Annotated in this window: 13 protein-coding genes and 1 tRNA gene; 9 read left to right on the top strand and 5 right to left on the bottom strand. The window is 70.3% G+C overall.

The genetic code is table 11. The annotated features are described in order from the left end of the window. Nucleotides 1-115: 115 nt before the first annotated feature. The 4 genes from ACODR1_RS22705 to murA form a co-directional block, all read right to left on the bottom strand. Nucleotides 116-2026, bottom strand: a complete 1911-nt coding sequence (locus ACODR1_RS22705) for a M1 family metallopeptidase (protein ID WP_488882465.1) — start codon at nt 2024-2026, stop codon at nt 116-118. A gap of 50 nt (nt 2027-2076) precedes the next feature. Next, on the bottom strand, nt 2077-3192 hold the full coding sequence (locus ACODR1_RS22700) for a hypothetical protein (protein ID WP_488882464.1): 1116 nt from the start codon (nt 3190-3192) through the stop codon (nt 2077-2079). Nucleotides 3193-3386: 194 nt separating this feature from the next. After that, complete coding sequence (locus ACODR1_RS22695) at nt 3387-3827, bottom strand: DUF2948 family protein (protein ID WP_488882463.1); 441 nt, start codon at nt 3825-3827, stop codon at nt 3387-3389. 4 nt (nt 3828-3831) lie between these two features. Then, complete coding sequence (gene murA / locus ACODR1_RS22690) at nt 3832-5121, bottom strand: UDP-N-acetylglucosamine 1-carboxyvinyltransferase (protein ID WP_488882462.1); 1290 nt, start codon at nt 5119-5121, stop codon at nt 3832-3834. A gap of 351 nt (nt 5122-5472) precedes the next feature. Here murA and ACODR1_RS22685 point away from each other — a divergent pair. Beyond that, nucleotides 5473-5547, top strand: a tRNA-Thr gene (locus tag ACODR1_RS22685). A gap of 85 nt (nt 5548-5632) precedes the next feature. Here the strand turns inward: ACODR1_RS22685 and ACODR1_RS22680 are convergent. Continuing rightward, nucleotides 5633-6067, bottom strand: coding sequence for a VOC family protein (locus tag ACODR1_RS22680; protein WP_488882461.1), 435 nt, complete (start codon nt 6065-6067; stop codon nt 5633-5635). Between the two features lie 295 nt (nt 6068-6362). On the opposite strand from ACODR1_RS22680, the gene ACODR1_RS22675 reads away from it, so the two are divergent. From ACODR1_RS22675 to virB11, 8 genes are read left to right on the top strand one after another with little or no spacing between them, the layout of a single operon-like run. Next, nucleotides 6363-6977, top strand: coding sequence for a lytic transglycosylase domain-containing protein (locus ACODR1_RS22675; RefSeq protein ID WP_488882460.1), 615 nt, complete (start codon nt 6363-6365; stop codon nt 6975-6977). Next, complete coding sequence (locus ACODR1_RS22670; RefSeq protein WP_488882459.1) at nt 6977-7294, top strand: TrbC/VirB2 family protein; 318 nt, start codon at nt 6977-6979, stop codon at nt 7292-7294. The genes ACODR1_RS22675 and ACODR1_RS22670 overlap by 1 nt, the downstream gene beginning before the upstream one ends. 6 nt (nt 7295-7300) lie before the next feature. After that, a complete protein-coding gene (locus ACODR1_RS22665) occupies nt 7301-7588 on the top strand; it encodes a VirB3 family type IV secretion system protein (protein WP_488882458.1) in 288 nt (95 codons plus the stop codon). Further along, nucleotides 7567-9942 carry a VirB4 family type IV secretion/conjugal transfer ATPase gene (locus tag ACODR1_RS22660; protein ID WP_488882457.1) on the top strand — a complete coding sequence of 792 codons (2376 nt, stop codon included), beginning with the start codon at nt 7567-7569 and terminating at the stop codon, nt 9940-9942. Before ACODR1_RS22665 ends, ACODR1_RS22660 begins: the two co-directional genes overlap by 22 nt. After that, nucleotides 9939-11162 carry a TrbL/VirB6 family protein gene (locus ACODR1_RS22655; protein ID WP_488882456.1) on the top strand — a complete coding sequence of 408 codons (1224 nt, stop codon included), beginning with the start codon at nt 9939-9941 and terminating at the stop codon, nt 11160-11162. Before ACODR1_RS22660 ends, ACODR1_RS22655 begins: the two co-directional genes overlap by 4 nt. A 29-nt stretch (nt 11163-11191) precedes the next feature. After that, complete coding sequence (locus ACODR1_RS22650; RefSeq protein ID WP_488882455.1) at nt 11192-11911, top strand: TrbG/VirB9 family P-type conjugative transfer protein; 720 nt, start codon at nt 11192-11194, stop codon at nt 11909-11911. Next, nucleotides 11908-13041, top strand: a complete 1134-nt coding sequence (locus ACODR1_RS22645) for a TrbI/VirB10 family protein (protein ID WP_488882454.1) — start codon at nt 11908-11910, stop codon at nt 13039-13041. Before ACODR1_RS22650 ends, ACODR1_RS22645 begins: the two co-directional genes overlap by 4 nt. Next, the gene (virB11, locus tag ACODR1_RS22640; protein WP_488882453.1) at nt 13038-14018 is read left to right on the top strand and encodes a P-type DNA transfer ATPase VirB11; all 981 of its coding nucleotides are present in this window, start codon (nt 13038-13040) and stop codon (nt 14016-14018) included. Before ACODR1_RS22645 ends, virB11 begins: the two co-directional genes overlap by 4 nt. Nucleotides 14019-14055 lie beyond the last annotated feature (37 nt).

Here is a 14055-nt window from a genome sequence, read left to right as displayed (position 1 = left end):
TGCCGGCGGCTGCTCAGATCTTGGTCGTGCTCGAAAGGTCTGAGCAGGCTGAACCATGGGTCCTGGGCACAAGGCCCAGGAAAGCGAGGAAGAAGATCGCGGGAGCAGAAGCCCCCTACTTCACCGTCTTGTCCACGGTCTCGCGGGTCACCGCGTGATAGAGCGGCCGGCTCTGCGCGTAGATGCGCCTGGCGATCGACTGGCCCCAGTCGCCCTGGCCCCACAGAGACACGAACAGCGGGGCGACGAACTTGCGGCGGCCCTGGCCGGTCAGGAACTGCTCCAGCGACGGCACGGCCGGCTCGTAGCGGTTGGCCACGGCCAGTTGCAGCCAGGCGAAGCGGATCTCGCTGTTGCCCTGGGCCGACAGGCCGAAGGCCGTGTCGACGGCGGCCAGGCGCTCGGCCGACAGCTGCCGCGGCAGGCTGCCGACGAACCGCACGCGCTCGGCCGTGCTCCAGGCCTTCCAGGCGTCGAGCGGCGCCGCCCCGCCGGCCGCAAACGCCTTGGCCTGGGCGTCGACGGCCTCGAAGGCCTTGGACTGCACGTGGACGGCGTTCTCGGGCAGGCCCGGCTGGTAGACCCAGCGCTGGACGTCGATCTTCTGCTCCAGCGCCTTGTCGCCCTTGAACAGGTGCGTGCGCAGGTCGGCGATGAAGCCCTCGGCGGTCTGCGGCTGGAAGGCGTGGCGGTCGAAGTAGCCGCGCAGATAGGCGTCCCAGCGCTCGCGGCCGACCTCCTTCTCGATGGTGCGCAGGAAGGCCGCGCCCTTCTCGTAGGGGATGTCGGTCATGCCGTCGTCGGGATCGCGGCCGGTCAGGTCGATGTGCAGGCGGGTGTCGGGGCCGGTCGGGCCGCCGGCTTCCTTGATGGCCCGGTGCAGGTCGGTCCAGCCCAGGTCGGCCAGCATGGCGGCCGTGTCCTTGCCGTACAGGGACTCCATGATCCGGTTCTCGAAATAGACCGTGAAGCCCTCGTTGAGCCAGAAGTCGGCCCAGGTGGCGTTGGTGACGAGGTTGCCCGACCATGAGTGGGCCAGTTCGTGCGCCACCAAGCTGACCAGCGAGCGGTCGCCTGCGATGATGGTCGGCGTGGCGAAGGTCAGGCGCGGGTTCTCCATGCCGCCGAACGGGAACGACGGCGGCAGCACCAAGAGGTCGTAGCGGCCCCAGCGGTAGGGCCCGTAGAGCTTCTCGGCGGCCTCGACCATCTTCTCGACGTCGGCCAGTTCCCAGGCGGTGGCCTTCATCACCGACGGCTCGGTATAGACGCCGGTGCGCTGGCCCAGCGGCTGGAACGTCAGGTCGCCGATGGCGATGGCGATCAGGTAGGGCGCGACCGGCTTGTCCATCCTGAAGCGATAGGCGCGGCCGCCGGCGACGGGCTCGCCGTCCGGGGTCAGCTGCTCGGCGCTCATCACCGCCTTCAGGCCCTCGGGCGCGACGATGCGGGCGCTCCAGGTCTGGCGGATCCCGGGGCTGTCCTGGGTGGGGATCCAGGTGCGGTTGAGGATCGCCTCGCCCTGGCTGAACAGATAGGGCTTCTGCTTACCCGCCGTCTGCGAGGGCGACAGCCATTGCAGGGCCGCGCCGTCCGGGGCGCTTTCATAGGCGATGACGATGCGCCTGGCGCCGTTCAGGGTCACGGTCAGCGGCGCGCCCAGGTGCGGGTCGGCAGCCCCCAGGGTCCACTTCAGCGGCTGGCCCTTTGCATTGGTGATCGACTTGATGACCAGGCCCTTGGTGTCGAGCACCACGTCCTTGGCGCCCGGCGCTAGCTTGAGGTCGAGGGCGGCCGTGCCGACCATCTTCTTGCCCGTGAAGTCGGCGGTCAGGTCGAGGTCGACATGGGTGACGCGGGCGATCTTCGGCTTGGCGTAGGAGTGGATGTCGCTCGCGTCCGAAGCGGTCGACAGCGGGGCGACCATCGGCTTGGCCGGCGCGGCATGGGCCAGGGCGGGAACGGCGACGGCGCCGAGCAGCGCGGCCATCAGGACGGCGCGCGGGGTGTGCAGGATCAGGGACATGGGCAATCCGTGGAAGCGGAACTTTGCCCCCTTATTCCAGATACGGACGGCTACAGATAGTCGAGCAGGCTCATGCCGGTCTTGATCGCCCCGTCGGGGCCGAACATCGACGAAAGTTTCGCCGACAGGTTCTGCGTCGCGACCATCTTCTCGTACAGCGCCGGGGTCCAGCCGACCGCCTCGCGCTCCTCGCTGCTCATCGAGACGTACTGCGAGACCAGCGTCCGCCCGAAGGCCGAGCCGTCGCCCGACTGCTGGGCCGCCTTCCAGTAGGACGACACGCCCTCGCGGTTGCGGCTCCTGATCTCGCCGGCCGCTTCCTTGGCCTCGTGCTCGGAGAACTGGCCGCCCTTGTTCAGCGCGATGGCCGACAGCGAACGGTCGTCGAAACGCGCGAAATCGATCTTGCCGGCGTCGGGACCGACAGCCATCCCTTCGCCGGTCGCCAGCGAATACTGCCGGTCCAGCGCCACGCGGACGTCGGCGACAACATCGTCGATATCGCGCGAGCGGGGGTTGGAGACGACGCCGCCGTTCTGCTTGACGTAGGCGGCGACCGGATCGTCGGCGATGCCCGTCGGCGCGGTTCCGGGCTTGGCGGTGGACTGGCGCAGGCCCTCGACCAGGGCGGCCTTCTCGTTCTGCCACTTCAGCGTGGCCTTCTCCTCGGTTCCCGCGCCCTCGTGGCGCGTCAGGGCGGCCTTGTAGAGGCCGGCATAGTCGCCGGTGACCCGTGCGTCGGCCGCGGGGCCGGCCAGGGCCGCGTTCTGCCCCGACTGCAATTGCAGGCTGGCGACCACCTGCTCCTCGATCGGGAACTTTCCGCCCTGGTTGGAGGCGATGGCGTAGAGGGACCGGCGGTCCAGGCCCGAGACGTCGATCGTCGCCTTGCCGTCCTTCAGGGCGCTGGTCGCCTTGGCGGCCGAGAGCAGGGCGTCGAGGCTCTTGCGGGCGTCGGAGACCACGGCGCCCAGGTCGCGGCCGTCAGCCTTGCCCGCCAGCGCCGCCTGCGCCTCGGCGGAGAGGGTGACGCTGACGCTGGACGCGCCCGTCCTGGCCGCCTCCGCGGCCTTGGCCTGCTGCTGGGCGGCGGTCCCCGTCTGGCTGTTCGTCGCGCCCGTATAGGCATAGGCGGCGGCGTAGCCCTGCGACCCGATCCTGGTCATCACGCACTCGACCTCGATTCAACTTCGGCGAGTTGTATCAGGCTCGATGCGATTTGAAATGTTTCGAAATCAGAAGGTTGGTTGGTTAACGGCCGGGAGATGGTCCTCGTCCTTCGACAAGCTCGGGATGAGGACCACTTCACAGGCCGTGCATTAGAACCTCACCCTGAGCTCGTCGAAGGGCGAGGTTGCACCTACTCCTCGTGACCCGGCTTCCTCGGCGTCGCCCAGGGGTCGGACACGTCGGCCAGCACCACCTCGATGCAGTCGACGGCCACCTTCAGGTCGCCACCGCCGGCGAAGGTCAGGAGCACCGTGCCGCCCGGCGCCTCCTGCCCCGGCTCGAAGCCGATCGACAGCAGCTCGACCACCGCCTGCTTGGCGTCGCGGCGCAGATTGCGGGCCTGGACGCCGGTGACGTCGCCCAGTTGCAGGGCCGAGCGCACGCGCTCGCCGCCCTTGCCCCGGCCCTTGCCCGCTTCCCAACGGAAGCGGTTGCAGGCCAGCGTCAGGGTGCGGGCCCCGGCGTCCCAGCGGATGTCGCCTATCTTGGCCACGGCGTCCTGCAGGGCGGCCGAGACCACCTCCAGGTCGGCGGGTTCCTGGGCCAGCAGGCGAAGGGGAGCGGCGGTCATGGCTTCAGAGCTCCGGTTCGCCGTCGCCCTTGATGCGACGCACCTGGGCCCCGCAGGCGCCCAGCTTCTCTTCCAGGCGTTCGAAGCCGCGATCCAGGTGATAGATGCGCGACACGACGGTCTCGCCGCGCGCCACCAGGCCCGCGATCACCAGGCTGACGGACGCGCGAAGATCGGTGGCCATCACCTCGGCGCCTTCCAGCTGCTCGACGCCGCGCACGCGGGCCTCGCCGCCGTGCACCGAGATGTCGGCGCCCAGGCGCATCAGCTCGGGCGCATGCATGAAGCGGTTCTCGAAGATGGTCTCGCGGATGCGGCTCTCACCGTTCGCCGTCGTCATCAGGGCCATGAACTGGGCCTGCAGGTCGGTGGCGAAGCCCGGGAACGGCGCGGTTTCGAGATCGACGGCGTTGAGCCGCGAACCGTTGCGCTTGACGATGACGCCGTCCTCGGTGCGCACGACCGTGGCGCCGGCCTCCTCGAGCTTGACCGACAGGCTCTCGATCAGTTCCGGACGGGCCTTGGTCAGGCGCACTTCGCCGCCGGCCATGGCGGCGGCCACGGCGTAGGTGCCCATCTCGATGCGGTCGGGGATCACCGAGTGGGTGGCGCCGTGCAGGCGGGCCACGCCGGTGATGGTGACGTTGGGGGTGCCCGCGCCCTCGACCTTGGCGCCCATGGCGTTCAGGCATTCCTGCAGGTCGACCAGTTCCGGCTCGCAGGCGGCGTTGCGGATGACCGTCACGCCGTCGGCCAGCACGGCCGCCAGCATGGCGTGCTCGGTGGCGCCGACCGAGACGATCGGGAAAACGATCTCGGCGCCCTTCAGGCCGCGCGGGGCCTGGGCGTAGACATAGCCTTCGTGCAGGTCGATCTTGGCGCCCAGCGCTTCCAGGGCCTGCAGGTGCAGGTCCACGGGGCGCGCGCCGATGGTGCAGCCGCCGGGCAAGCTGACCTTGGCCTGGCCCGAGCGGGCGACCAGCGGGCCCAGCACGTTGAACGAGGCGCGCATCTGGCGCACCAGGTCGTAGGGCGCAAAACCGCTGGTGATCTCCGGCGCGTGCAGGATGGTCTGCTGGCCGTCCGGACCGTCGCTTTCGGTGACGCTGACGCCGAGGCGGGTCAGCAGCTTGCCGAGGAATCGCGTGTCGGCCAGGCGCGGCATGTTGGTCAGGCGCAGCGGCTCGTCGGTGAGCAGGCTGGCGGCCATCAGCTTGATGGCCGAGTTCTTGGCGCCGCTCACGGGGATGACCCCGTTCAGCTGCGCGCCGCCGGTGATGGCGATGCGATCCAATGAAAATCCCTCGAACGCGCGAAAAGACGTCCTTCGCGCGGGTCACATGTGAGGGCGCGGTTCTAACGCTTGCAAGTGGTCATGCAAGAGGCCGCGCCGATTCCACTATTCGTCGCCCGGCGGGGGCGATTCAGGCTTGGCCGCGGCGCTGGCGGGCGCCTTTCGACGGCGAAGGTTGGTTCGCAGGGCCTGGGCCAGACGCGCCTCGCGGTCGGCTTTTTCCTTGTCCTGGCTTGGGTTTGACGTCGGTGACCGGCTCATGTGTCCACAGGTGAATTGCGTGCGGCGCTTGGTCTATACGATTTGGGCTTTGCATTCCCGGAAATCGTTGGCTATACGCCCCTCCTCGCCGCCGCCGTAGCTCAGTGGTAGAGCGCATCCTTGGTAAGGCTGAGGTCGGCAGTTCAATCCTGCCCGGCGGCACCACGGGGACCCAGATGGAAGTCTGGGTCCCCACCACACTCCAAAAATGCGGCGAGATCCAAACGCTTAGGCGACGCGCGACGCGTCCTTAAAGGCTCCCGGCCTCGCCGGCCGGGACCGGCCCCTGCACGAACTCGATCAGGTTTCCGGCCAGGTCGCGGATGAAGCAGGCCGTGCCGTGCGGCATGACCTTCAGCCAGACGATGTCGGCGCCCCTCCCCTTCAGTTCCTCGACCAGCGCCGGCACGTCCGGCGCGACGAAGGCCACGTGCTTGACGCCGTGGGTGTGGACGTCGCGATCCGGGATCCGGCGCTCGTCCGGCAGCGGCGCGGCGCCGGGAACCTCGAACAGCTCGATCCGCAGGTCGCCATTGGCGATCATGGCCACCTGCGCGGGGATGGTCGGAATCTCGAACCGGCGCTCCAGGGAAAAGCCCAGCACGCGCCCGTACCACTCCACCGCCGCGTCGAGGTCGGGAACGCTGATTCCGCCGTGATGGAAGCCGTACCGAAAGCCGCTCATCGATAGTCCCCGCCGCACGCATGGAGATCGCCATGCGATCGCGCATTGTCGCGGGTCGAGGACGGATCGCCACTCGCCCATGCGGTCCTCTCGCACAGCGAACGTGCGCGCCCGCAGCTTAAGTATAAGATCCCTATACTTGGACACGCTGAAGCTCGCGCGCCGCCAAACGTAGACTTTCCGACACAAATAACTGGTTACCGATGCGCTGTCCTGACGCATTACGCGAGTCAGACGCGCCCTATACACATCGATTAAGCATATCGTTTAACCACAGCTGATCGGGGGAGCGTCGATGACGTTCGACTTCGCGCGCCAGGCCATCGGCTTGGCGGCCATAGCGACCTGCTGCCTGCTTTCCGCCCCGGTCGCCGCCCAGGTCCTGGAGATCGGCGACGAGGGCGAGGTGACCCGCTTCGAGGGCCCGGCCGTCTATACCGACGACTCCGTGGAGGCCATCGCGCCGCCGCTGGCGCCGGTGGTGGAGGCCGGCCACGAGGAGGTTCGCCGCGAGATCGCCGTCGCGGCCGCCGCCTACGCCCTCGATCCGAAGCTGGTCGAGGCCGTCGCCTGGCGCGAAAGCCGCTTCAAGCCGACCGCCCGCTCGCGCAAGGGCGCCATGGGCGTCATGCAACTGATGCCGGCCACCGCCCGCGACCTGGGCGTGGACCCGTCCGACATGGCCCAGAACGTCCGCGGCGGGGCGATGTACCTGCGTCAGATGCTCACCCGCTTCGGCGGAGACGTGAAGCTGGCCTTGGCCGCCTACAACGCCGGCCCCGGCGCCGTCCTCAAGCACGGCGGCGTGCCGCCCTACGCCGAAACCCAGGCCTACGTGACCTCGATCCTCGGCCGGATGGCCGTGTCGGGCGCCGCCTTCGCCGTTCCCGCCCTCGGAGTCTCCAACTGATGCGTAAATCTGTAAGCGTCCGCGCCGCCGCCCTGGCCAGCGCCCTCCTCGCCGCCGCCGGCCAGGCCCACGCCCAGGCCGTGCAGGCCGACCCGCAGGGCTCGTCGGCCGTGCTGTCGGGCGTGATGTGGCTGCAGGGCACGCTGCTGGGCAACGTCGCCACCGCCGTGGCGGTGATGGCCGTGGCCGCCGTCGGCTTCATGATGCTGACCGGCCGCATGAACTGGCGCTACGGCGCGACCGTGATCCTGGGCTGCTTCATCCTGTTCGGCGCGACGACCATCGTCAGCGGCATCCGTACGGCGGCGGGCGCGTAAAGCTCGATGGCCGCTCCCCTCGATCGTGACGTGGTGTTCGGGGCCCTGACCCGGCCCCAGATGTTCGCCGGCGTGACCTACAGCTACTTCGTCGTCAACGGCGTGGTCACGACCGAGCTGTTCCTGGTCACCAAGTCGTTCTGGGCGCTCTTGGCGGCGCTGGTGATCCACGCGATCGGCTACGCGGCCTGCCTGCGCGAACCCCGCATCTTCGACCTGTGGCTGACCAAGGTCAGCCGCTGCCCCCGCGTACCCAATTTCCGGGCCTGGCGATGCAACAGCTACCAACCGTGAAGCCCAAGGCGAGCCGTGAAGCATCGGCCGGCAAGCGCCTGCCCTATGCCCGCCTGCTGGACGAGCGCACGATCGAGACGCGCGACGGCCTCCTGATGCAGGTCATCCACCTGGCCGGCCTGCCGTTCGAGACGGCCGACAGCGAGACCCTGAACTACCGCAAGGCCGTGCGCGACGTGATGCTGCGCGGCCTGGCCTCCTCGCGCTTCGCCGTCTACCACCACATCATCCGCCGCGAGGCCAAGGTCGGCACGGAAGGCGATTTCGCCGACGGCTTCAGCACGCGGCTGGACGCCGAATGGAGCGCGCGCCTTGCCGGCCGCAGGCTCTACGTCAACGACCTCTTCCTGACGATCGTCCGCCGGCCGCTGCAAGGCCAGGGCGGGCTGATCGACAAGGCCTTGCGCCTGGCCACGGGCCCAGCCCAGAGCGCCGGCCAGAAGGCCCTGGACCGCCGCGAACTCGACGCCGCCCGCGACAGCCTGGTCTCGGCCTTAGCCCCCTACGGCGCGCGGGTGCTTTCCCGATACGCAGGCGCCGGCGGGACCTGCTCGGAGCCGCTGGAATTCCTGTCCTGCCTCTACAACGGCGAGATGCGCCCGGTGCTCGCGCCGGAAGGCGACGCGGGCGAATACCTGCCCTATCGCCGCGTGAGCTTCGGCCACGAGACCCTGGAACTGTCGCGCGCCGGCGCCCTGGCGCGCAGCTTCGCCTCCATCGTCTCGGTCAAGGACTACCCCGCCCAGACCACGCCCGGCATGCTCGACGACCTGCTGCGCCTGCCGTGCGAGATGGTGGTCACCCAGAGCTTCGGCTTCGTCGATCGCCAGCCGACCCTGGACCGCATGAACCTGGCCCTGCGCCGCATGCGCGCGGCCGACGACGACGCCGTCAGCGTCAAGGCTGACCTGATCCGCGCCAAGGACGACGTGGTCAGCGGCCGCGCCGCCTTCGGCGAACATCACCTGTCGGTGCTGGTGCGCGGGCAGAGCCTCGAGGGTCTCGACCAGTCGACCGCCGAGGTGATGAGCGCCTTCACCGAGATGGGCGCCATCGCCGTGCGCGAGGACGTCAACCTGGAACCGGCCTTCTGGGCGCAGTTTCCGGGCTGCTTCAAGGACATCGCCCGCCGGGCGCTGATCTCGACGGCCAATTTCGCGGGCTTCGCCAGCGGCCACAACTTCCCGGTCGGCAAGGCCCTGGGCAACCACTGGGGTCCGGCGGTGACGCTGCTGGAGACCACCTCGGCCGGCCCCTACCACTTCAACTTCCACAAGGGCGACCTGGGCAACTTCACGATCATCGGGCCGTCGGGCTCGGGCAAGACCGTGGTGCTGAACTTCCTGCTGGCCCAGGCCCAGAAATACGCGCCGCGCACGGTCTTCTTCGACAAGGACCGCGGCGCCGAGATCTTCCTGCGCGCCATCGGCGGCCGCTACGAGGTGCTGCGTCCCGGCCAGGCCACGGGCTTCAACCCGCTGGCCCTGGAGGACACGCCGGCCAACCGCCGCTTCGTCGCCGACTGGATCGCGCGCCTGGTTTCCCAGCCCGGCGAGACCCTGACGCCCGACGACCTGGCCCGGATCAAGGACGCCGTCGACGCCAATTACGACCAGGCGCCGAAGCTTCGTCGCCTGCGGTTCTTCGCCGAGCTGTTCAAGGGCGCCCGCCGCCCTGACGCCGCCGACCTCTTCGCGCGGCTGGCCCCGTGGCACGGGAGCGGCGAGCACGCCTGGCTGTTCGACAACGCCCAGGACGGCCTCGACCTTTCGGCCGCCACGCTCGGCTTCGACATGACCCAGCTGCTGGACGACCCGGCCCTGCGCACGCCGGCCATGATGTACCTGTTCCACCGTGTGGAGCAGCGCCTGGACGGCCACCCGACCCTGATCGTCGTCGACGAGGGCTGGAAGGCGCTGGACGACGACGTCTTCGTCGCCCGGATCAAGGACTGGGAAAAGACCCTGCGCAAGCGCAACGGCCTGGTCGGCTTCGCCACCCAGTCGGCCCAGGACGCCCTGGAGAGCCGCATCGCCAGCGCCATCGTCGAGCAGGCGGCCACCCAGATCTTCATGGCCAATCCCAAGGCCCAGGCGAAGGACTACTGCGGAGGGTTCGGCCTGACCGAGCACGAGTTCGAACTGGTCCGCAGCCTACCCGACACCGCCCGCTGCTTCCTTATCAAGCATGGGACCGACAGCGTCGTGGCCCGCCTGAACCTCGCCGGCTCGCCCGAGCTGCTGACGGTGCTGTCGGGCCGCGAGAGCACGGTGCGCCGGCTCGACGCCCTGCGCGAACGGCTGGGTGATGCGCCCGAGGCCTGGATGGCCAAGCTGCTCAAGGAGGCCGCATGACTGCCCCCCTTCAAGCTTTGGGCGCCTGCCCTTCCGCTGACGCCCCGCTGGTCCAGGGCCTGATCGGTTCGGTCGACTGCCAGGTGCATGGCCTGGCCCAGGCCGGCTATGCCGCCCTGTCGGCGCCCGGCTCGCCGGTCTCCACCCTGCTGACCGTGCTGATGACGCTGTACGTGGCCTTCATGGGCTACAAGCTGGTGCTCGGGCGCGGAACACTGCGGATCGGCGACGCCACCATCGCGGCGGTGAAGCTGGCCCTGGTCGTGGCCCTGGCCACCAACTGGGCGCTGCTGGAAACCCTGGCCTACGACCTGCTGTTCAAGGCCCCGGCCGAGGTCGGCGCCCTGCTGCTGGGCCAGTTGGACGGCGGTCCCGGCAAGCTCGATCCTTACGTTCGCCTGCAGTTCGCCTTCGACGCGCTGCAGGACGCCGCCCAGCATTTCGCGACCCGAGCCGGCGCCCGCGACGCGGCCCTGCAGGGCGGTCCGGGCTTTGCGGCCTTCGCCGCCAATGTCGGCGGGCTGGTCACGCTGCTGACCAGCCTGGGCGTCGTTTTGGCCTGCAAGGTGGTGCTGTCGGTGCTGCTGGCGCTGGCGCCGATCGTCGCCGGCCTGCTGCTGTTCGAGACCACCCGCGGCCTGGTCGAAGGCTGGCTGAAGGCGATGATCGCCCTCTCCATCCTGCCGATGATCGCCACCCTGGCCCTGTCGCTGGAGCTGGCGATGATGGCCCCGTCCCTGAAGGCCCTGGCGGCGATGAAGGACGTCCAGCAGTTCGCCGAGCTCGACATGGGTCCCGCGATCACCGTGCTGGTGCTGAGCCTCGTCTTCGCCGCCGTGCTGGTCGCCGCCGCCATAGCGGTGTGCGTGATCGCCGCCGGCCTGCGGCTGCCGCGCGAACGCCAGATCGGCCAGGAGCCGTCGATCCCCGCCTCCACGACCGGCAGCTCGACCGGCGCGCCGCTGGAGCCGCCTTCGCGCGCCGCCCACGTGGCCGCCGCCGCCGTCAGCCTGGCCCGGCGCGAGGAACAGGCCGCCGCCAGCGCCGCCGTGTCCTCGCCCGTCGGTCCGCGCCGGCTGGTGGTGGTGTCCGACCGCGCCGAGACCGCGCCCGCCGCCGGCTCGACCACCGCCCCGGCGGCCGCCGTCCCGCTGGGCGCCAGCTATCGCCGCCCGGCCTCGCCCCGCCTCGCCGCCTCCGGAGCCCGGAGAGACCAGTGACCCTGCTTACCCGTTCCGGAGTTTCGCCCGTGAAGCGCCCGCTTCTGGCCCTGTCGCTCGCCTGCCTGCTGGCCACGCCGGCCCTGGCTCAAACCGCCCCGGCGTCCGCGCCCGACCCGCGCATCCGCACCCTGCCCTACGACCCCGACCAGGTTTACCGCCTGAGCGGCGTGATGGGCTTCCAGACCATGCTGGAGTTCGCCCCCGACGAGCGGATCGAGAACGTCTCGATCGGCGACGCCCTGGGCTGGCAGATCACGCCCAACAAGCGCGCCACCCTGCTGTTCCTCAAGCCGGTGGACCGGGCCCCGGCCACCAACATGACCGTCGTCACCGACCGTCGCCGCTATGTCTTCGAACTGTCGGTGTCGCCCGGCGGCGCGGACGCGGCCTATGTCGTGCGCTTCCGCTATCCGGCCGTTCCGATCGAGATCGCCGCCCCGGCCGCCAAGCCGGCCGCGGCCGAGCCGGCGCGCAACGCCGCCTATACGATCAAGGGCTCGGCGGCCCTGACCCCCGCGCAGGTGTTCGACGACGGCCGCGCCACCTATTTCGCCTGGCCTAGCCAGGCCGAGCTGCCGGCGATCTTCGTCATCGGCGCCGACGGCTCCGAGGGCCTGGCCAACGCCGTGGTCAAGGACGGCTACCTGGTCGTCGACCAGCTGGCGCCGCGCTTCGTGCTGCGCAGCGACAAGGCCAGCGCCACCGTCGTCAACGCCGCCTGGCAAGGTCCGGGGAAAGCCCGATGAGCCAGGACATCGATCCGCGCCTGTCGAATGAGGTCCAGGACGACCTGGCCGCCGCCGACGCTCAGGCCCGCCCGGTGGTCGGCAAGGGCGGCGGGGTCTCCAACCTCGCCATCATGACCGGCTTCGGCGTGTTCGGCGTGGCCGTGTTCGCCTGGCTGTCGAGCCACCGCGCCGACGCCGGCCAGCGCCCGCAAGCCACCCCGCCCGCCGCCGTCCAGGCCGCGCCCGTGGCCAAGCTCGCCCAGGTCCAGGGCCCGCTCTACGCCGTGCCGGCGCCGCAGTTCACGGTCGACAACAGCGCGCCGGCCGATCCGCCCCCGCCGCCGGCGCCCGCCTACGCCCCGCCGCCGCCCGCCACGGTCTATGCCGCGCCGGTGGACGATTCCGGCCGCCGCCGCGCCCCGACCCTGGTCGTCGACCTCAGCGACCGCGGCCAGCCCGCCGCCAAGGCCGCCCCCGGCAGCCCCGCGGCCGTCGCCGGCGAGGCCACGCGCGTGGCCGCCCTCAATCCCGACGAGCGCTTCGCCGATCGCGTCGGCCTGGACGAGGCGACACCCGCCAAGGCCACGACGATGCAGGACCTCGACGCCGTCATCCCGCAGGGCGCGGTGATCCCGGCGGTGATGGAGACGGCGATCAATTCCGACCTGCCGGGCCTGGCCCGCGCCATGGTCACCCGCGACGTCAAGAGCTTCGACGGCTCCACCGTGCTGATCCCGCGCGGCAGCCGGGTCATCGGCCAATACAAGTCCGGCCTGGCGCTGGGCGCCAGCCGCGTCTTCGTGATCTGGACCCGGGTGATCCGGCCCGACGGCGTGTCGGTGCAGATCGGCTCGCCGGCCGCCGACCCGCTGGGCCGCGGCGGCCTGGAAGGCAAGGTCGACCGCCACTTCTTCACCCGCTTCGGCGGCTCGATCCTGACCTCGGTGCTCAGCGCCGGCGTCGCCGCCGTCAGCAACAGCCGGGCCAATTCACAGATCTACATCGGCTCGATGTCGGAAGCGGCCAACCTGGCCAACGCCGCCAAGGGGACCAACACCTCGCCGACCATCAAGACCCCGCAGGGCGCGCCGGTGACGATCTTCGTCGCCCGCGACCTCGACTTCTCCGGCGTGCGGGGCCGCAAATGACCCATCACGCCCCGATGGGGGTCTATCTGCAGGCCTACCTGGCGCCGCTGGCGCCGTGGCTGGCCGATCCGGCGGTGACCGACCTCTATGTCAACCGGCCCGGCGAGTTGTGGGTCGAGCGGCTGGGCGGCGCGGTCGCGCCCGTCGCCGTTCCCGAGCTCGACGAGACCAATCTCTGGCGGCTGGCCCGCCAGGTGGCCGCGATCGCCCACCAGGGCGTCAGCCGCGAGCACCCGCTGCTGTCGGCCGTGCTGCCGGACGGCGCCCGCGTGCAGATCGTCGCCCCGCCCGCCACGCGCGGCGGGATCGTCATGGCCATCCGCAAGCACGTGGTCTCGGACCTGTCGCTGGGCGACTATGCCCGCGCCGGCGCCTTCGACCAGGCGACGGCCCCCCAGGTCCGCCCCGACGCGGCCCTGCGCGCCCTGCTGGACGCCGGCGACGTACGCGGCTTCCTTTCGGCGGCCGTGCGCGCGGGCAAGAACATCGTCGTCAGCGGCGGCACCTCGACCGGCAAGACCACCTTCCTCAACGCCCTGCTGAAGGAGGTTCCGCTCGACCAGCGCCTGGTGCTGATCGAGGACGCGCCCGAGATCCGCCTGGTCCACGCCAACGCCGTCGGCCTGGTGGCCGCGCGCGGGCAGCAGGGCGAGGCCCGGGTCGGGACCGAGGACCTGCTCCAGGCGTCCCTGCGCCTGCGCCCCGACCGGATCATCCTGGGCGAGCTGCGCGGAGCCGAGGCGTTCAGCTTCCTGCGCGCCGTCTCCAGCGGCCATCCGGGCTCGATGACCACCGTCCACGCCGACGATCCGCGCGGCGCGGTCGAGCAACTGGCCCTGATGGCCCTGCAGGCCGGCGCCAACCTGCGACGCCAGGACGTGGTCGACCATGTCGAGCGCGTCGTCAACGTCTTCATCCAGCTTCACCGCCAGGACGGCGTCCGCGCCGTGCGGGAGATCATGTTCACAGACCGCTAGCGACGGCCTTCACCCACCTTGTTTTTCGCGTTCAGCG

This window comes from Caulobacter sp. FG7 (genome assembly GCF_057808875.1).
This window is presented reverse-complemented; position numbering and strand designations above follow the sequence as displayed.

Coding starts and splice junctions, on each gene's coding strand:
- ACODR1_RS22700 (WP_488882464.1), bottom strand. CDS start 3,192: ATGACCAGGATCGGGTCGCAGGGCTACGCCGCCGCCTATGCCTATACG.
- ACODR1_RS22670 (WP_488882459.1), top strand. CDS start 6,977: ATGCGTAAATCTGTAAGCGTCCGCGCCGCCGCCCTGGCCAGCGCCCTC.
- ACODR1_RS22645 (WP_488882454.1), top strand. CDS start 11,908: ATGAGCCAGGACATCGATCCGCGCCTGTCGAATGAGGTCCAGGACGAC.
- ACODR1_RS22680 (WP_488882461.1), bottom strand. CDS start 6,067: ATGAGCGGCTTTCGGTACGGCTTCCATCACGGCGGAATCAGCGTTCCC.
- ACODR1_RS22705 (WP_488882465.1), bottom strand. CDS start 2,026: ATGTCCCTGATCCTGCACACCCCGCGCGCCGTCCTGATGGCCGCGCTG.
- ACODR1_RS22665 (WP_488882458.1), top strand. CDS start 7,301: ATGGCCGCTCCCCTCGATCGTGACGTGGTGTTCGGGGCCCTGACCCGG.
- ACODR1_RS22675 (WP_488882460.1), top strand. CDS start 6,363: ATGACGTTCGACTTCGCGCGCCAGGCCATCGGCTTGGCGGCCATAGCG.
- ACODR1_RS22660 (WP_488882457.1), top strand. CDS start 7,567: ATGCAACAGCTACCAACCGTGAAGCCCAAGGCGAGCCGTGAAGCATCG.
- ACODR1_RS22655 (WP_488882456.1), top strand. CDS start 9,939: ATGACTGCCCCCCTTCAAGCTTTGGGCGCCTGCCCTTCCGCTGACGCC.
- ACODR1_RS22695 (WP_488882463.1), bottom strand. CDS start 3,827: ATGACCGCCGCTCCCCTTCGCCTGCTGGCCCAGGAACCCGCCGACCTG.
- virB11 (WP_488882453.1), top strand. CDS start 13,038: ATGACCCATCACGCCCCGATGGGGGTCTATCTGCAGGCCTACCTGGCG.